Annotated in this window: 15 protein-coding genes and 2 pseudogenes; 11 read left to right on the top strand and 6 right to left on the bottom strand. The window is 70.5% G+C overall.

Translation table 11 applies throughout. From position 1 onward, the window contains the following. Positions 1–62: 62 nt before the first annotated feature. Positions 63–1,643, top strand: a complete 1,581-nt coding sequence (locus tag GA0070612_RS30335) for a Rieske 2Fe-2S domain-containing protein (protein WP_088991026.1) — start codon at positions 63–65, stop codon at positions 1,641–1,643. 191 nt (positions 1,644–1,834) lie between these two features. Continuing rightward, positions 1,835–2,188 (top strand): annotated as a pseudogene (locus GA0070612_RS30330) (TMEM175 family protein); the annotation flags it as partial. Between the two features lie 21 nt (positions 2,189–2,209). On the opposite strand, the gene GA0070612_RS30325 reads toward GA0070612_RS30330, so the two are convergent. The 3 genes from GA0070612_RS30325 to GA0070612_RS30315 form a co-directional block, all read right to left on the bottom strand. After that, the gene (locus GA0070612_RS30325) at positions 2,210–3,805 is read right to left on the bottom strand and encodes a phytoene desaturase family protein (RefSeq protein ID WP_088991025.1); all 1,596 of its coding nucleotides are present in this window, start codon (positions 3,803–3,805) and stop codon (positions 2,210–2,212) included. A gap of 92 nt (positions 3,806–3,897) precedes the next feature. Next, entirely contained in the window at positions 3,898–5,763 is a 1,866-nt protein-coding gene (locus tag GA0070612_RS30320; RefSeq protein WP_231924397.1) for a HAMP domain-containing sensor histidine kinase, read from the bottom strand. Then, positions 5,753–6,454, bottom strand: coding sequence for a response regulator transcription factor (locus GA0070612_RS30315; RefSeq protein ID WP_197699269.1), 702 nt, complete (start codon positions 6,452–6,454; stop codon positions 5,753–5,755). The genes GA0070612_RS30320 and GA0070612_RS30315 overlap by 11 nt, the downstream gene beginning before the upstream one ends. 112 nt (positions 6,455–6,566) lie before the next feature. On the opposite strand from GA0070612_RS30315, the gene GA0070612_RS30310 reads away from it, so the two are divergent. The 4 genes from GA0070612_RS30310 (at position 6,567) to GA0070612_RS30295 (ending at position 10,231) form a co-directional block, all read left to right on the top strand. Next, positions 6,567–7,169, top strand: a complete 603-nt coding sequence (locus GA0070612_RS30310; RefSeq protein WP_088991024.1) for a hypothetical protein — start codon at positions 6,567–6,569, stop codon at positions 7,167–7,169. Between the two features lie 46 nt (positions 7,170–7,215). Then, positions 7,216–8,289 carry an efflux RND transporter periplasmic adaptor subunit gene (locus GA0070612_RS30305; protein WP_197699268.1) on the top strand — a complete coding sequence of 358 codons (1,074 nt, stop codon included), beginning with the start codon at positions 7,216–7,218 and terminating at the stop codon, positions 8,287–8,289. 62 nt (positions 8,290–8,351) lie between these two features. Beyond that, a complete protein-coding gene (locus GA0070612_RS30300) occupies positions 8,352–9,023 on the top strand; it encodes an ABC transporter ATP-binding protein (protein ID WP_197699509.1) in 672 nt (223 codons plus the stop codon). Beyond that, entirely contained in the window at positions 9,020–10,231 is a 1,212-nt protein-coding gene (locus GA0070612_RS30295; protein ID WP_088991021.1) for an ABC transporter permease, read from the top strand. Before GA0070612_RS30300 ends, GA0070612_RS30295 begins: the two co-directional genes overlap by 4 nt. A gap of 102 nt (positions 10,232–10,333) precedes the next feature. On the opposite strand, the gene GA0070612_RS30290 is transcribed toward GA0070612_RS30295, so the two are convergent. Further along, positions 10,334–11,182 carry a YhjD/YihY/BrkB family envelope integrity protein gene (locus tag GA0070612_RS30290; protein WP_088991020.1) on the bottom strand — a complete coding sequence of 283 codons (849 nt, stop codon included), beginning with the start codon at positions 11,180–11,182 and terminating at the stop codon, positions 10,334–10,336. A gap of 51 nt (positions 11,183–11,233) precedes the next feature. On the opposite strand from GA0070612_RS30290, the gene GA0070612_RS30285 reads away from it, so the two are divergent. Then, on the top strand, positions 11,234–11,785 hold the full coding sequence (locus GA0070612_RS30285) for a GNAT family N-acetyltransferase (RefSeq protein WP_088991019.1): 552 nt from the start codon (positions 11,234–11,236) through the stop codon (positions 11,783–11,785). Positions 11,786–12,184: 399 nt separating this feature from the next. Then, positions 12,185–15,853 (top strand): CARDB domain-containing protein, encoded by a 3,669-nt coding sequence (locus tag GA0070612_RS30280; RefSeq protein ID WP_231924396.1) that lies wholly within the window; start codon positions 12,185–12,187, stop codon positions 15,851–15,853. Positions 15,854–15,919: 66 nt separating this feature from the next. Here GA0070612_RS30280 and GA0070612_RS30275 read toward each other — a convergent pair whose 3' ends face one another. Together GA0070612_RS30275 and GA0070612_RS30270 are read right to left on the bottom strand one after the other, a co-directional pair. Beyond that, positions 15,920–16,180, bottom strand: coding sequence for a hypothetical protein (locus GA0070612_RS30275; protein ID WP_088991017.1), 261 nt, complete (start codon positions 16,178–16,180; stop codon positions 15,920–15,922). Continuing rightward, positions 16,177–16,416, bottom strand: a complete 240-nt coding sequence (locus tag GA0070612_RS30270) for a hypothetical protein (protein ID WP_088991016.1) — start codon at positions 16,414–16,416, stop codon at positions 16,177–16,179. The genes GA0070612_RS30275 and GA0070612_RS30270 overlap by 4 nt, the downstream gene beginning before the upstream one ends. A gap of 160 nt (positions 16,417–16,576) precedes the next feature. On the opposite strand from GA0070612_RS30270, the pseudogene GA0070612_RS30265 reads away from it, so the two are divergent. The 3 genes and pseudogenes from GA0070612_RS30265 to GA0070612_RS30255 all read left to right on the top strand — a co-directional run. Continuing rightward, positions 16,577–16,858 (top strand): annotated as a pseudogene (locus GA0070612_RS30265) (Scr1 family TA system antitoxin-like transcriptional regulator); the annotation flags it as partial. Continuing rightward, on the top strand, positions 16,848–17,039 hold the full coding sequence (locus tag GA0070612_RS30260) for a DUF397 domain-containing protein (protein ID WP_088991015.1): 192 nt from the start codon (positions 16,848–16,850) through the stop codon (positions 17,037–17,039). The pseudogene GA0070612_RS30265 and the gene GA0070612_RS30260, both read left to right, overlap by 11 nt. Further along, positions 17,036–17,482, top strand: a complete 447-nt coding sequence (locus GA0070612_RS30255; RefSeq protein WP_088991014.1) for a hypothetical protein — start codon at positions 17,036–17,038, stop codon at positions 17,480–17,482. Before GA0070612_RS30260 ends, GA0070612_RS30255 begins: the two co-directional genes overlap by 4 nt. Positions 17,483–17,503: the final 21 nt, after the last annotated feature.

The raw sequence follows: 17,503 nt of genomic DNA, 5'->3' as shown, positions 1-17,503 counted from the left end.
GTCAGACTCACTCCGGTAGCGTTTGGCGTACACCTGATTGTCTGTTTGAGGGGGACTGTGCGGTGCGAGTGACCGGAACCGGGCACGCCAGCATGCGGATCGACACGGCCGCGGGCAGCATCCTGTGCGACCCGTGGGTCAATCCGGCGTACTTCGCCTCGTGGTTCCCCTTCCCGGACAATTCCCTGCTCGACTGGGGGAGCCTGGGCCAGGTCGACTACCTGTACGTCTCGCACCTGCACCGGGACCACTTCGACGCGAAGCACCTGCGGGACTTCGTCTCGAAGGACGCCACCGTCCTGCTGCCCGAGTTCCCCACCTCGGAGATGGAGGACGAGTTCCGGGCGCTGGGCTTCACCAAGTTCCTGAAGGCGCCCAACGAGCAGGTGGTCGAGCTGCCCGGCGGCCTGAAGATCATGATCCAGGCGTTGACCAGCCCCACCGACGGCCCGATCGGCGACTCGTCGCTCTGGGTCGAGTACGACGGGGTGCGGCTGCTCAACCAGAACGACGCCCGCCCGACCGACCTGAGCGTCTTCGCCGAGCTGGGGCACGTGCACGCGCACCTGCTCCAGTTCTCCGGGGCGATCTGGTACCCGATGGTCTACGAGCTGCCGCAGGCGGCGAAGACCGCGTTCGGCAAGCAGAAGCGTGATCGGCAGTTCGACCGGACCTGGCGCTACATCGACGACCTGAAGGCCGACCACGTCTTCCCGATCGCCGGCCCGCCCTGCTTCCTCGACGACGAGCTGTGGCAGTTCAACGACATCCACGGCGACGAGGGCAACATCTTTCCCGACCAGTCGGTCTTCCTCACGGAGTACGCCAAGGTCGGCGGCACCAACGGGATCGTGCTGCTGCCGGGCAGCGTCGCCGAGGTCACCACCGAGGGGGCGACCACGACGCACCCGGTCCCGGTCGAGGAGTTCTTCGCGAACAAGGTCGCCCACCTGGAGGAGATGCGGGAGCGCAAGCGCCCGATCATCGAGGCGGAGAAGGCGTCCTGGCGGCACCCCGAGGTCGACGTGCTCGGCGAGATGAAGCGCCGGATCGAGCCGCTGCTCGACGAGTCGATCTACCTGGCCAAGGGGGTCGGTGGTCCGGTCCGTTTCGACCTGGTCGGGTACGACGGCGAGAGCGTCGAGTCGATCGTGGTGGACTTCCCCGGTAAGGAGGTCCGGCCGTACGCCGACGAGAAGGTCCGCTACCGGTTCCGGACCGAGCGGTCGTTGGTCGAGCACCTGCTCTTCATCGACGAGGTGGACTGGGTCAACTCGCTCTTCCTGTCCTGCCGGTTCTCGGCGGCCCGGATCGGTCAGTACAACGAGTTCGTCTACGCGTTCTTCAAGTGCCTGTCCGAGGAGCGTCTCCAGTACGCCGAGGGCTGGTACGACGAGCACGAGCGCACCACCGACGCCGAGGACATCACGCTGGGCGACTGGGTGGTGCAGCGGCGCTGCCCGCACCTGAAGGCCGACCTGACCCGTTTCGGCATTGTCGAGGGTGACCAGCTCACCTGCCAGCTGCACGGATGGCGCTTCGACCTGCCGTCCGGCCGTTGCCTGACCAGCGTCGGCCACAAGGTGCGCGCCCACCGCGTCGACGCCGAGACCCCGGCCCCGGCCGGGGAGGCGCTCAGCTGACCTGCCGGCCGATCCGCGCCTGAGGTGGCGCCCGGCCGATCCGCGTCCGCCCGACCCTCCGATACGCCACGATGCAGTGGAGGGCGGCGAAAGCCGCAGTCCGGTATCTCCCGGGCGCCATCGAGAGTGGGGCGGACGTGGCGGGCGCGAACGCGCGACAGGGTTCGTACCGGTACGGGCGCGGCCGGGAGATGGCCCGGGACGCGGCGCGGGTGGAGACGTTCAGTGACGGGGTCTTCGGGGTCGTCCTGACGGTGATGGCCGTCGAGCTGCTCCAGACCGGCCCGGCCCGGGTGGGCGGGAGGGAACTCCCCGAGGCCCTCGCCGACGCCTGGCCGTCCTACCTGGCGTACGTGATCACCTTCGGGATCGCCGGTCAGGTGTGGATCGCCCACCACAACATCTGGCGGTACGTGGTCCGGGTCGACCAGATGCTGTTGGTGCTCAACCTGCTCGTGCTGCTCTTCATCGCCACCATTCCGTTCACCGCCGACCTGTTGTCGGACAATCTGCGGGGCAGCGCCACCGAGCAGCGGCTGACCGCCGAGCACCGGGCCGAGGAGGCTTCAGCGACCTAGGTCCGCGAGGATTCGGCGGGCGGCGTTGTGGCCGGCGGCGCCGATGACGCTGCCGGCCGGGTGGCAGCCGGCGCTGCCCGCGTACACGCCGTCGATCCCGGTGGCGTAGGGCATCCGGTCGGTGAACGAGACGGTGTTGTCGACGTGGTGGATGTGCCCGCCGGTGATGCCGAAGTGCTTCTCGATGCCGGGCGGGGGCAGGGGCACGGCGTCGGCGATCAGGTCACCGGTGCCCGGGGCGTACCGTTCGACGATCTCGACCAGCCGGTCGACGTAGCCGGGGAGTTCCGCGTCCCAGGTCGTGCCGGCCAGCTCGTAGGGGACCGACTGGACGAACAGCGCCGACGAGTGGTGCCCGGCGGCGTCGGAGAGCGACGGGTCGACGGTGGTGTGCAGGTACCACTCGATGGTCGGCTCGGCCGGCAGCCGCCCGGCCTGCACGTCCGCCCACATCGCCCGCAGCGCGGTCATCGGTGCGGTGGCCTCCCCGCCGACCAGCGAGGCGGAGCCGGGCAGCAGGTGGATGGTCGAGCCGAACGGGCTCGGCGTGCCGTCCGGCAGGCAGGAGAACCGGGGCAGCCCGGTGAGCGCCAGGTTGAGCTTGAGGGTGGTGCCGGGGCGGCGGACCGCCGCCATCCGTTCGCCGAGTGGCGCCGGGAGCGCGCCGTCGGGCAACAGGTCCATCAGACGGTACGGGTCACACGCGCCGAGCACCACGCGGGCGGCGACCTGTCGGCCGTCGGCCAGCACCACTCCGCTGGCCGCGCCGCCGTCCAGTGTCACCGCGCTCACCGGCGACCCGGTCAGGATGGTCGCCCCGGCGGCGCGGGCGGCCTCGGCGAACGTCCGTGAGACGGTGCCCATCCCGCCCTCGGCGATCATCCAGGTGCCGCCCGAGCCGGGGAGTCTGCACATGTTGTGCACGAGGAAGTTGTGGCCGGTTCCGGGGTCGTCCGGGCCGGCGTTGAGCCCGGACAGCCCGTCGGTGACCGCGTACATGCTGACCAGCAGTTCGGAGCGGAACTCGAACCGGGCCAGGTAGTCGGCGACCGAACCCTGGACGAGGTCGACGAAGACCTGCCGCAGCGCTGGTCGGACGTGCCGCCCGGCGGTCTCCTGGACGCTCAGCGGCTCGGCCAGCCAGGCCGGGGCGAGGTCTTCGCGCAGTGCCGCCAGCTCGGCCTGCATGGCGTCGTCGGCGGCGACGTCGGCGGGGGAGAGGAACTCGGCCAGCTGCGCCCGGGTCGCGGCGGTGTCACTGCCGAAGAGCAGGTACGGCGAGCCGAGGCCGCCCGGCGTGGGCAGGAAGTAGTGCGGGTCGCGGCGCAGCACCGGGATCCGCACGTCCAGGGTGGCGAGTAGTTCCGGCGGCATCAGTCCGAGCAGGTACGAGCCGGTGGAGTGGCGCAGCCCCGGCACCGTCGGGAACGGGTTCTCGGTGCGGGTCGCGCCGCCGAGCACGTCGTCGGCCTCCAGCACCAGGACGTCCAGGCCGGCGCGGGCCAGCAGGATCGCGGAGACCAGGCCGTTGTGCCCGGCACCGACGATCACGACGTCGGCGCGAGCCGGAATCTCACCACTCATGCCGCCGCAGCCTAGTCCGCTCCGCTGCCTTTGCCCTGTTGATCAAGAGGTTTGCGTCAGTGAACGGCGCGGAACTGACGCAAACCTCTTGATCACCGGGTGCGGGGAGGGGGCGTGGGGTCGTGGTGGGGGAGGCGCAGGGTGAAGGTGGAGCCGTGGGAGGGGACGCTGGTGGCGGTGACGGTGCCGCCGTGGGCCTCGATCAGCTGGCGGACGATGGCGAGGCCCAGGCCGCTGCCGCCGGTCTGCCGGCTGCGGGACTTCTCCGCCCGCCAGAAGCGGTCGAAGACCCGGGGAAGGTCCTCGGCGCTGATCCCGCTGCCGGTGTCGGTCACCGAGACGACGGCCTCGGTGTCGGTCGCCCGGGCGCTGATCGTCACGTGCCCGCCCGACGGGGTGTGTCGTACCGCGTTGGCGACCAGGTTGCCGACGACCTGGCGCAGCCGCACCGGGTCGGCGTCCACCTGCGGGTCGGCTTCGGTGCGTACCGCGACGGTGACGCCGACCCGGTCGGCCTGGACCCGGTGCGCCTCCGCCACCTGGGCGAGCAGGTCGTCGAGGTAGACCTGCTCGCGGTGCAGCCGCAGCGCGCCCGCGTCGGCCTCGGCCAGGTCCTGCAGGTCGGCGATCACGTGCTGAAGCAGTGTCGCCTCCTCCAGCAGAGACGAGTGCAGCCGGTGGTCGGGAGCCGCCAGGCCGTCCTCGACCGCCTCCAACCAGCCCCGGATGTTGCTCACCGGAGTACGCATCTCGTGCGCGATGTCACTGACCATCGCCCGGCGGAGTTGCTCCAGGCGCTCCCGCCGTTCGGCCATGTCGTTGAAGGCCTCGGCCAGCCGGGCGATCTCGTCGCGGCCGGTCACCCGGACCCGGGCGGAGCCGTCGCCGTCGCGCATCCGCTGCGCCGCTCCGGTCAGGGCGTGCAGCGGGCGGGTCAGCCGGATGCCGGCGAGGACGGTGACGCCGACCGTCACCAGCAGGACGAGACCGGCGACGGCGACGATGCGGGTCTGGTTGGCCGGGGAGAGGTCGAAGGTGCTCGACGGGCGACCACCCGGGTCGCTGACGAAGAGGGTCGCGGCCGGGGCGACGTACGGCAGGAGCTGTTCGCGTCGACTGGTGCCGACGCAGGCGCTGATCGCTCGGTTGTGCTCCTGGTCGATTCCTTCGGTGGGCGGGGCGTCGGGCGCGCTGGCCGCCGGCTGCCGCGTCCAGGTCCAGTTCAGGTCGACCTGCACGGCGGACATCCGCCGCCGCGCCAGGCACGTGTTCACCAGGGCGTTGAGCTGGGCGAGCGCCCTGTTCTCGGTGGCCGTGGGAGTCGCCAGTGCCGATCTCGACTGGGCGCACGCGGCGGTGTCGGCGAGGTCGGTCCCGGGGGTGTCGATGCGTGGTCGCCCGGTGGGGCCGTCGACGACGACGGCGTCGATCCGCGCGCGTAGCCGTAGGCACCGGACCGCCTCGGTGGCCCTGCCGCGCAGCGTCGCGCGTTCTTCGGGGGGAAGGAGGTACGGGCCGCCGGCGCGCGGGTCGATGCGGCCCATGCCGCCCGCACCGCCGCCCGGTGGGCTGCTCCCGGGCATCAGTGTGGTGTCGACGGCGAGCGCGTCGACGGTCGCGGACGACGTGGTCGGCAACGGGCCCGACCCGGGTGCCGAGTCGGCGATCAGGGCACCAGTCTCGGTGGTCAGGGCGATCCGCCGGCCGACGTCCCGCGCGAGCGGTTGCACTGCCGCGTCGACACCGTCCCAGCTCGGGTGGGTGGCGGCGTACGCGAGCAGTGTGTCGTAGATGCGGGCGTCGTCGGCGAGCGCCTGCCCCTGCTCCTGCCGGATCGCCCCAGCGGTGGTGCGGACGGCCAGCCAGGCGGTCGCCGCGATCGAGCCGACGGCGATGAGCACGGCCAGCGCCAGCAGCCGGAGCAGCAGGCTGCGGCGCAGCGGAACCTCACGTGCCACGGGGTGCCTCGTCGACCAGCTTGTATCCGATGCCGTACACGGTCAGCAGGCGGGCCGGCTTGCGCGGGTTCGGCTCGATCTTCCGGCGGAGGTTCATGACGTGCACGTCGACGGTTCGGTTGGTGATGTACCTGTCGAACCCGTGCAGGTAGCCCAGCAGCTGGTCCCTCGTGAACGCGCGGGCGGGCTGGGTGGCCATCGCCTGGAGCAGTTGGAACTCGCCAGGGGTGCAGTCGACGAGGCGTCCGTCGGCGCGGACCTCGTGGCGTACCGGGTCGACGTGCACGGCGCCGACCCGCAGCACCGGGTCCGCCTGCCGCACCGCCCGCTGGCCCCGGCGCAGCAGGCTGCGGGCCCGGGCGACCAGCTCACGCGGGCTGTACGGCTTGGTCATGTAGTCGTCGGCGCCCAGGTCGAGGCCGAGCAGCAGGTCGTCCTCGGTCGAGCGGGCGGTCAGCATGAGCACGGGAAGGTCGGACTCCCGGCGCAGGATGCGACAGACGTCCAGGCCGTCGACCTTCGGCATCATCACGTCAAGGACGAGCAGCGCGGGCGGTCGCCGTCGGATCTCCTCCAGGGCGGCCCGCCCGTCGGACACCACCGTCACCTCGTGCCCCTCGCGTTCCAGGTACCGGCGGGCCAACTCCGCCTGCTTCCGGTCGTCCTCGGCTACCAGCACGTACGCGCACACGGCAGCGACTGTACGTGCCCGCCGTGGGCTCCGACGATGCCGTGACCTGGGACTACCGGATGACGATCACTTCCTGACAGGTCTCTGACAGTTGGGCGTGAGGCTGCCTGCCATGACCAACTCAACGCACCGGGTCGCGGTCGGGCTCGCCGCGGTCACCCTGCTCGCCGTCACCCTCACCGGCTGCGGCCCTGACGCCGACAAGGACACCGCCAGCGGTACGGGCGACGTCGCGTCCCTGACCACCCCGTCCGCACCGGCGAGCACTGCCGGGACCGCGGTGAACGGCCGCCCACAGCTGCGCCTCGACACCACCGACGAGGAGGAGACCCAGCTCTGGGAGACGTACAAGATCTGCCTGCACGAGCACGGGGTGAAGAAGAACGACGGCCGGGCACCGGGACCGACGGGGAGCGGCACGGGCCTCTCCCTCGACCAGAGCGGGGAGCCGAAGGCGGCGTACGTGGCGTGCGCCGGCAAGATGCCGCTCCAGCCGCCGGAGCTGGATCGGGACCGGAACCCGAACTACGTGAGCCAGTGGAACGACTACGTCCAGTGCCTGCGCGGGCACGGACTGAAGATCCACTCCCTGCCGGACGGCTCCGGCTGGACCTACGACGACGGGGTCGCCGACCCGACCAACGGTCTTGAGGGTCCCGCCATGGCCAAGCTGGAGAGGGACTGCACGATGGAGATCTTCGGTGCCAAGAAGTAATCCGACCGAAGGGCGGGGCCGGTGGACGAATCGGCGGACCGCAATCGTGGCTGCCACTGTCGCAGTGGTGGTCGCCGTCGGTGCCGGCGTCGGGGCGCTGGCCCTGCGGCGCCACCCCGGCGGTGCCGATGCGAGCGCCCCACCGCAGGTCACGACGACGAAGGTGGCCCGGGCCGACCTGTCGGACACCCGCTCGCTGAACGGCACGCTCGGCTTCGGCCCGGAGCGGGTGGTGAAAGGCGCGGGGGAGGGCATCGTCACCCGGCTGCCGAAGGTGGGCGACACGGTGGCCCGGGGCAAGCCGCTCTACCACGTCGACGACCGACCGGTGCCGGTGCTGTTCGGCGGCACTCCGCTCTTCCGTACCCTCGACAAGCCCGGCCTGGTGGGCAGCGACGTGCGGCTGGTGTCGGACAACCTGAAGGCGCTCGGCTTCCACACCGGGTCGCAGCCGTCCCGCGGCAAGGACGGCACCAGGATCGGCGCGGGTCAGGCGCTGCTCACTGCGAGCCTCGTCGCCGCGATCAAGAAGTGGCAGCAGTCCATCGGTCTCGAACCGACCGGCACGATCGGTGTCGGGCAGGTCGCCGTGCTCACCGGACCGGCCCGGGTCAGCGCGGTGAAGGCACTGCCCGGTGATGCGGTCGCCGGTGAGCTGCTGGCCGTCACCGAGAAGGTCAAGCTGGTCACTGTCCCGGTCGCCGCCACCGAGGTCGGCACCATCACGGTCGGAGCCGCGGTGGTCGTCGCACTGCCCGACGGCTCCGAGATCCCCGGCAAGGTCGCCTCGGTCTCCCAGACGGTGACCGGCGGCGGATCGGACGGGGGCGGTGGCCAGGGCAAACCTCCGACGGTGGAGGTCCTCGTCGCGCCGACCCGAACGGCGGACGTGGCCAAGATCGACGCCGCTGCGGTGCAGGTCCGGTTCACCACCGCCGTGCACGAGAACGTGCTCGCGGTGCCGGTCGGCGCGCTGGTGGCGCTCAGCGAGGGCGGACACGCACTCCAACTGCCCGGCGGTGGTCTGGTGGCGGTGGAGACCGGGATGTTCGCCCGGGGACTTGTCGAGATCAGCGGCACCGGAGTGACCGAGGGCCTCGACGTGGTGACCGCGTCGTGAACGGCGTGACCACCCGGGCCGGCGACACCCCGACCGAGGTGATTCCGGCGTACGCCGAGACGGTGCTCAGCGTCGAGGGGGTGAGCCGGACGTACCCGGGCGGGGTGACCGCGCTGGACGACGTCTCGCTGACCGTCCGCGCGGGCGAGATGCTCGCCATCGTCGGGCCGTCCGGGTCCGGCAAGTCCACGCTGCTGAACATCATGGGCACCCTCGACCTGCCGACCAGTGGCCGCGTACGCGTCGCGGGCCAGGACGTCACCGCCCTCTCCGACCGGCGGCTCTCCGCGCTGCGGGGCCGCTGGCTCGGCTTCGTCTTCCAGCAGTTCCACCTCACCGACGGGCTGGACGCCGCCGAGAACGTCGCCACCGGCCTCCTGTACGCCGGGGTGCCCCGCCGCCGTCGTCGCCGTACCGCGATCGAGGCGTTGGACCGCGTCGGGTTGGCGCACCGGGTCGACCACCTGCCGCGGCAGCTCTCCGGCGGGGAGCGGCAGCGGGTGGCGATCGCCCGGGCGCTGGTCAACGAGCCGGCGCTGGTGCTGGCCGACGAGCCGACCGGGGCGCTCGACACCACCAACGGTGCAGCGGTCCTGGCTCTGCTCATGAGCCTGAACGCGGAGGGAACCACCATCGCCGTGATCACCCACGACCGCGATCTCGCCGCCCGTATGCCTCGACAGGTGGAGATCCGCGACGGCCGGATCGTCTCCGACACCGGGAGCAGGGCATGAGCGCGTCCCCCGGGGGCATCCGGCCGACCCGGCTCGCCCCCTCCGACGTACTCCGGCTCGGTCTTCTCGGGCTGACCACCCGCCGGATGCGGGCGGTCCTCTCCGCCCTGGGCATCTCCATCGGCATCGCCACGCTGGTCGTGGTGGTGGGGATCCCCGCGTCCAGCCACCGCGACCTGATGAACCAGCTCAGCGCCCTCGGCACCAACATGCTGCGGGCCGAGCCGGTGCCGGATCAGACGCCGCCCGCCCTGCTCCCCGAGGACGCCGCCGCCATGACGACGCGGATCGGGCCGGTCCAGACGGCGAGCGCGGTCGCGAACACCCACACCACGGTGCGCCGCAACGATCTGATGGACCGGTACGACACGTCCGGGCTCACCGTCCTCGCGTCCCGTCCGGACCTGCTGGCGACGGTCAACGGCCGGGTCCACAGTGGCCGGGCTCTCGACGCCGGAACGGTAGGGCTCCCGACCGCGGTCCTCGGTCACGTGGCGGCGAGCCGGCTGGGCTTCGCGACGGTGGACCCACGGCAACCACCCCAGGTGCTCATCGGCGAACGGTGGTTCACCGTGATCGGCATCCTGGACCCGTTGCCGCTCTCCCCGGATCTCGACCGTTCGGTGCTGGTCGGGTGGGACGCCGCGAAGGCCATGCTCGGCTTCGACGGCCATCCCACCGTCGTCTACCTGCGGGCCCGGGAGGACGCGTTGGAGGATGTCCGGGCGGTACTGCCGGCCACCCTCAACCCGCAGTTGCCCGGGTTGGTCCAGGTCAGCCGCCCCTCCGACGCGCTCGCCGCGAAACGGGCCACGGAGAGCAGCTTCTCCGGGCTGTTCCTCGGCCTGGCGGCGGTCGCCCTGCTGGTCGGCGGGATCGGCGTGGCGAACACGATGGTCATCTCGGTGTTGGAGCGCCGTCGGGAGATCGGCCTGCGCCGGGCGCTCGGCGCGAACCGGGGCCAGATCCGGCTGCAGTTCCTCACCGAGTCGGTGCTGCTCAGTGTGCTCGGTGGCGCGGCCGGTGCGATCCTGGGGGTGCTCGCCACCGTCGGTTACGCCGGCTACCAGGGGTGGCCGCCCACGATCCCGCTGATCGCGGTGGTCGGCGGAGTCGGCGGTGCCCTGGTGGTCGGCGTCATCGCCGGCGTCTACCCGTCGATCCGAGCGGCCCGGCAAACCCCCACCGAAGCCCTCTCCACCCCCTGAACCCCACCCCCACCCCCACCCCCACCCCCACCCCCTCGATCCGTCCCGGTGATCAAGAGGTTTGCGTCAGCGCACGGCGCGAAACTGACGCAAACCTCTTGATCAACCCGATTGAGGGGTGGGGGTGGCGCGGGTGGTGCGCCAGGTGGAGAGGGCCAGGGTGGCGGAGTAACCGGCCAGGACGATCACGTGGAACAGGTACAGCCAGAGGAGCACGGCGACTCCCGCGCCGATCTCGTCGAAGCCGCCGAACGGCACCCCCAGGTTCAGGGGGAGCGAGGCGAAGAGGACGAAGCCGTGCAGGAAGCCGGAGAGGTTGGCCGCCGTGAACGACCCGATCGCGAGCGTGGAGAGCCAGTCCGGTGAGGCCGGCCCGACCACCCGGAACACCCACATCAGCACCGGCGTGAGCACCACCCAGACCGCCAGGAACGACAGCACCACGCCGAGGACACCGCGCCAGCCGCCCTGGCGTACGAGGCCGGTGGTGAGCGGGAGCGCCAGCAGGATCGACAGCAGCAGCGCGGGGGCCGGCGCGAGCAGCGGCAGGAGGAGCAGTCGGCCCCGCCAGCCGACCAGGTGCTCGTCGGAGCGGGGCGCGGCGACCGACACGAAGGCCCGGCGCAGACCCTCGCCGTAGAGCGACGCGGGCAGCAGTGAGGCCAGCGCCAGCAGCGGGGTCAGCTCCACTCCGGCGTTGACCAGCGCGTCCACGGCCCGGGGTGCGCCGATGGCGGTGGGCAGCGCCTCCACGGCGTGCGAGGTGAGTCGGCGTACCCGATCGGCCCCGGCCACCAGCGAGGTGAGCCAGATCGCCAGGAGGGCGACCGGCACCACGGCGATGGCTCCGTAGAAGGTGATCGCGGCGGCGTGCAGCGACAGGTCCCGCCCACGTACCGGGCGGAACGCGGCGCTGGTGATCCGCTTCGCCCGCTGCCATCCGTTGCCCATCGCCGTCTCCTTCCCTGTCGTCGGAGCCGTCACTCCTTAAGATCGCCGGTCATGACTGTTGTCACCACCGAACGCCTCATCCTGCGCGATTGGACCGATGATCCGGCGGACCTGGCCCGGATCTACGACATCTACTCCCGTCCGGACATCACCCGTTGGCTGGCCGTGTCGCCCGGCCTGCCGATGACCGACCCGGCTCAGGCCGCCGAGCGGCTGCGCATCTGGCGAGACCGGCACGCGGCCGACGACGGCCGGTACGGCACCTGGGCGATCGAGGTCCGCGAGACCGGTCAGGTGGCGGGCACGGTGCTGCTCAAGCCGATCCCCGGCGTCGACGAGGCGGTGCTCACCGAGCAGATCGAGACGGGTTGGCACCTGCACCCGGACTCGTGGGGTCACGGGTACGCCACCGAGGCGGCAGGCGCGCTCGTGGCACGGGAGTTCGCCGCCGGCGGCCCGGAGGTTCACGCGCTGGTGTCGCCGGGCAACGAGGCGTCGATGGCGGTCTGCCGGCGGCTCGGGATGGCGCACGTCGGCCAGCGCACCGACTGGTACGGCGGTGAGCTGTTGGAGACGTTCGTGGTCCGAGCACCAGATGCCTGATCGTTCCGTTACGACCTGACGCAATATCCGCGCAGGTTCGGGGAAGGTGCCGCCTCCAGTCGTCGAAGGCGGCACCTTCCTTCGCGTTGTCGGCGGTCGACAGTGGGCAACTCCGTCAATAGTTACCGTGGTCGAAGTGTTGACGCTCCCGTAGCACGTCAGTAACCTTTGGTCAAAGTAACGCAAGATTTCGACAAAGACGTGCACGGTTCTGTGCATGCATGCGGAAGATTCAACGGGCCTCCTGGGGAGGCCCGTTGATGCTCGGTACCCCCTCGACGCCGGCCCGCCTCACCGGCCGGCGACGCACCGCCGCTCACCCCCACCCGTGGTCACCCCCGCCCGCGGCAACCGTCCCCCGACGACAGGACAGTCATGAGACGAACGAATCTGTTCAGAATGGTCGCGGCGACAGCCGCGGCCACGCTGATCGCCACGGCGGGAGCGACAGCTGTCGCGAACCCGGCCGTCGCCGCCCGCCCGGCCGACACGGTGGCCGCGCCGAGCAGTGGCTTCGCCCCGGCCGCCACCAACCTCGCCCAGGGCCGCCCCACCCAGGAGAGCGGCCACGCCGACGTCTACGACTCGTCCAAGGTCGTCGACGGCAACGCCGGCAGCTACTGGGAGAGCGTCAACAACGCGTTCCCGCAGTGGGTGCAGGTCGACCTCGGTGCGGCGCAGAGCGTCAACCAGGTCGTGCTGAAGCTGCCGACGAACGGCTGGGCGACCCGGACGCAGACGTTGAGCGTGCGGGGCAGCACGAACGGTTCGTCCTTCATCGATCTGGTCGGGTCGCAGACGTACACCTTCAACCCGGCGAGCGCCAGCACGGTCACGATCAACTTCAGCGCGACCTCCACCCGCTACGTGCGGATCACCGTCACCGCGAACAGCGGCTGGCCGGCGGGGCAGCTCTCCGAGCTGGAGGTGTACGGCAGCGGCGGCACCACCCCGGACACCACCGCCCCGAGCGTGCCGGGCAACCTCTCGTACACCCAGTCGGGCACCACCATCAGCCTCAACTGGGTCGCGTCGACCGACAACGCGGGCGGCAGCGGCATCGCCGGTTACGACGTCTACCGCAACGGCGCGTTCCTCCAGTCCGTCGGGAACGTGACCACCTTCAACGACACCCAGCCGGCCACGGCGACCGTCTCCTACTACGTCCGGGCCCGCGACGGCGCCGGCAACCTGTCCGGCACCAGCAACACCGTCACCCGGACCGGCAGCAACCCGCCCGCCTGCACGAACGTGGCACAGGGCAAGAGCATGACGGCGAGCGGGTCCACCTTCAGCTTCACCCCGGACAAGGCGAACGACGGGCAGCTCGGCACTTACTGGGAGGGCGCGGCGAGCTACCCGCAGAACCTGACAGTGGCGCTGGGCGCGAACCACTCGATCTCCGGTGTCACCGTCAAACTCAACCCGGATTCGGCCTGGGGCACCCGTACCCAGACCATCCAGGTCCTCGGTCGCGACCAGGCGTCGTCGTCGTACACCAGTCTGGTGTCGGCGGCGGCCTACCAGTTCGTGCAGGGCACCAACCTGGTGACGATCCCGGTCAGCGCGACCACGGCGGACGTGCAGTTGCGGTTCACCGGCAACACCGGCGCGCCGTCCGGCCAGGTCGCGGAGCTTGAGGTGTGCGGCACGCCGGCCCCCAACCCGGACCTGGTGGTCAGCTCGGTGACCTGGTCACCCTCGTCGCCGAGCGAGGTCAGCGCGGTCACCCTGTCGGCGGTGGTGCAGAACATCGGCTCGGCGTCCGCCGGGGCGACGACTGTCAACGTCAGCCTGGCCGGCGCGGTCGTCGGCAGCGCCACGGTGGGCGCGCTCGCCGCCGGCGCCTCGACCACCGTGTCGGTCAACGCCGGTACGCGGCCGATGGGCAGCTACGCCGTCTCAGCGGTGGTCGACCCGACGAACACGATCGTCGAGCAGAACAACGGCAACAACAGCTTCACCGCGGCGTCGCCTCTCGTGGTGACGCAGGCCCCGGGCCCGGACCTTCAGGTGCTCAGCATCGCCTCGAACCCGCCGAACCCGGCGGTCGGGGCGGCCGTCACCTTCACCGTGGCGGTCCGCAACCGGGGCACCGCAGCGACCGGCGCGACCACCGTCACCCGGCTGGTGGCGGGCAGCACCACACTCAACACCAACACCGCCTCGATCGCGGCCGGCGCGACCGTCACCGTGGCCGTCAGCGGCAGTTGGACCGCCACCAGCGGCGGTGCCACCCTCACCGCGACCGCTGACGCCACCAACGTGGTCGCCGAGACCAACGAGACCAACAACGCGTTCAGCCAGTCGATAGTGGTCGGGCGCGGGGCGGCCGTCCCGTACGTCTCCTACGAGGCGGAGGCCGGTCGCTACTCGGGCACGCTGCTGGAGACCGACCCGCTGCGGACCTTCGGCCACACCAACTTCGCGAGCGAGTCCTCGGGTCGCAAGTCGGTACGGCTCACCAGCACCGGTCAGTTCGTGGAGTTCACCTCGGCCAACCAGGCCAACTCCATCGTGGTGCGCAACTCCATCCCGGACGCCCCCGGTGGCGGCGGCATCGAGGCGACCATCAGCCTGTACGTCAACGACGTCTTCTCCCGGAAGTTGACCCTGTCGTCGAAGCACAGCTGGCTCTACGGCAACACCGACGGGCCGGAGGCGCTGACCAACACCCCGCAGGCCGACGCCCGGCGGCTCTTCGACGAGTCGAACGCGCTGCTGGCGCAGTCGTACCCGGTCGGCACCCGGTTCAAGTTGCAGCGCGACTCGGGTGACACCGCCTCGTTCTACGTCATCGACACGATCGACCTGGAGCAGGTGGCGCCCCCGGCGAGCCAGCCGGCCGGCTGCACCTCGATCACGTCGTACGGTGCGGTCCCGAACGACGGGCTCGACGACACCGCCGCGATCCAACGGGCGGTGACCGACGACCAGAACGGTGTCATCGGCTGCGTCTGGATCCCCGCCGGGCAGTGGCGGCAGGAGCAGAAGATCCTGACCGACGACCCGCTGAACCGGGGCATGCACAACCAGGTCGGCATCAGCAACGTCACGATCCGGGGCGCCGGCATGTGGCACTCGCAGCTGTACACGCTGACCGAGCCGCAGAACGCGGGTGGCATCAACCACCCGCACGAGGGCAACTTCGGCTTCGACATCGACAAGAACACCCAGATCTCCGACATCGCCATCTTCGGCTCCGGCCGGATCCGCGGTGGTGACGGCAACGCCGAGGGTGGCGTGGGGCTGAACGGTCGCTTCGGCACCGGCACCAAGATCAGCAACGTCTGGATCGAGCACGCCAACGTGGGTGCCTGGGTGGGCCGGGACTACGACAACATCCCCGACCTGTGGGGGCCGGCCGACGGGCTGGAGTTCACCGGCATGCGGATCCGCAACACGTACGCCGACGGCATCAACTTCAGCAACGGCACGCGCAACTCGCGGGTGTTCAACTCGTCGTTCCGCACCACCGGTGACGACGCGCTCGCCGTCTGGGCCAACCCGTACGTCAAGGACCGCACCGTCGACATCGCCCACGACAACCACTTCGTCAACAACACCATCCAACTGCCCTGGCGGGCGAACGGCATCGCGATCTACGGCGGCTACGACAACTCGATCGAGAACAACCTGATCTACGACACCGCGAACTACCCGGGCATCATGCTGGCGACCGACCACGACCCGCTGCCGTTCTCCGGCACGACGTTGATCGCCAACAACGGGCTCTACCGCACCGGTGGCGCGTTCTGGAACGAGGACCAGGAGTTCGGTGCCATCACCCTCTTCCCCTCCACCCGGGACATCGTGGGCGTCACGATCCGGGACACCGACATCATCGACTCCACGTTCGACGGCATTCAGTTCAAGAACGGCGGCGGCAACATGCCGAACGTCGCCATCACCAACGTGCGGATCGACAAGTCCACCAACGGCGCCGGCATCCTCGCGATGAGCGGCGCGCGCGGTAACGCCAACCTGACGAACGTGACAATCACCAACTCGGCCGACGGCAACATCGTCATCCAGCCGGGCTCGCAGTTCGTCGTCAACGGCGGCTAGCTCGCCGTTTTATCACCACAGTTTCAGTGAGGTCGGGGTGTCCGCGGACTGCGGACACCCCGACTTTCATGAAGCCGAGTCGATCGCCGCAGCGCAGGATCCGTCGTGGGCGTCGCGCCGCCGGCAACGACCGGCATCGCCGAGCCGGGCGTCACAGAACACTCGGGTACGCAGGAACTGCGCGTCCTCCTCGCTGAGCGTGATCTCACCGAAGTCGACGACGGCGAGGTGACCGAGCGAGTCGCGGAGCGCCACGGCCAGCGCGGTCACCTCGTCGAGGCTGGTCAGCGTGGTCGGGAGGTGGATGATCCACCGCGGCGCACTCAACGCAACGCCACCGTTCCTCCAGCGATCAACGTCTGCACCTGCTCAGCGGTCAGGCCGCGCCGCTGCAGGACGCGACGGCCCCAGCGGTGCAGAGGGCACGGGTGTGCTGCCTCGTCCTTGCGGCAGCGCGTACCGTCGGGCCGCTCGGGGGTGTGCACGGTGACCGCCCTCAGCGCCAACACGACGTCCTCCGTGGTGACGTGGGGCGGCAGCGGTAGATCGTCGGCAGAGCCCATGGTTCTCCCGTCCGAGCGGCGACCTCCCGACGAGCGCTATACCGCACAGTCATAAATATGACTCTGAGGTATAACACTCCCGAAGGTGACCGACCCGATCTCTTGTCCTGGCTGTCCACGATGGTCGTTCCACTGCTGGCCCAACGCAATCTTTCGCGGCAGAATCCAGACCGGCATCCGGGTGCTGCCGTTCGGTGCCGGGCTGGTGCGCTGGGCGCAGGCCGGCACCTTCACCATGCTCGACTTCCCGTCCGAGGTGCGCTCCCCGGAGCCGACCACCATCTACATGGACGGGCCGTGCGGCGCGGTCTACCTTGACAAGACCCACGAAATCGAGATCTACGACGACGCGTGGCGTTCGCTCAGTGAGCGGGCGCTCAGCGCCGACGAGTCCCGTGAGCTGATCGTGGCCATAGCGAAGGAGATGACCGATGGAGCGTGACGGAGTCTGGCGCACCTCGACCCGGTCCGGCGGCGAGGGCGACTGCGTCGAGGTGGCGGGCTTCGCCGAGACGGTCGGCGTACGCGACAGCAAGGACCGGCAGGGGCCGGTGCTGACCTTTACCCCTTCGGCCTGGACCGCCTTCGTCGAGTTCACGGTGGTCAGCCAGCCCACACGATGACCGCGCTCTGTCTCGCCGTACCCCTCCTGATCGTGCTCTGGTTCTGGGGTCGGCCTCTGCTCACCGGCCGCTGGAAGACTCCGGGCTGGTTCGCCGCGACGGCCGCGCTCTCGGTCGTCGCCACCGCCGTCACCTGGTTCGTCGGGGCGTTCGCGGGTTCCTCCATGAACTCGGAGGAGTCCTGCCGACAGGCCGGCGTCAGCTACGACAGCGCCTACCGCGCAGCCCACTGGCGTGAGTCGACGCGATGGTTCCCCCTCCACGACCGATGCAACGCCACCCACGACCTGGTGCCCGCCTGGGTCAACCCAGCTCTGGTGCTGCTGTCCCTACTGGCCGTGCTCTGCGTCGGCGCAGCGGTCCGGCTGGCCGTCGTGCGGCACCGCACCACGACGAGTCGGGCGCGGGCCCGCAGATCTTGGAAACTTTCCGTTCGGTCGTGACGGAAACTGTCCAAGATCTGC

The sequence above is a fragment of the Micromonospora chokoriensis genome, assembly GCF_900091505.1.
Classification (GTDB): Bacteria; Actinomycetota; Actinomycetes; order Mycobacteriales; family Micromonosporaceae; genus Micromonospora; species Micromonospora chokoriensis.
Note: the sequence above shows the minus strand (reverse complement) of the source record. Positions and strands in the feature narration are given on the sequence as shown.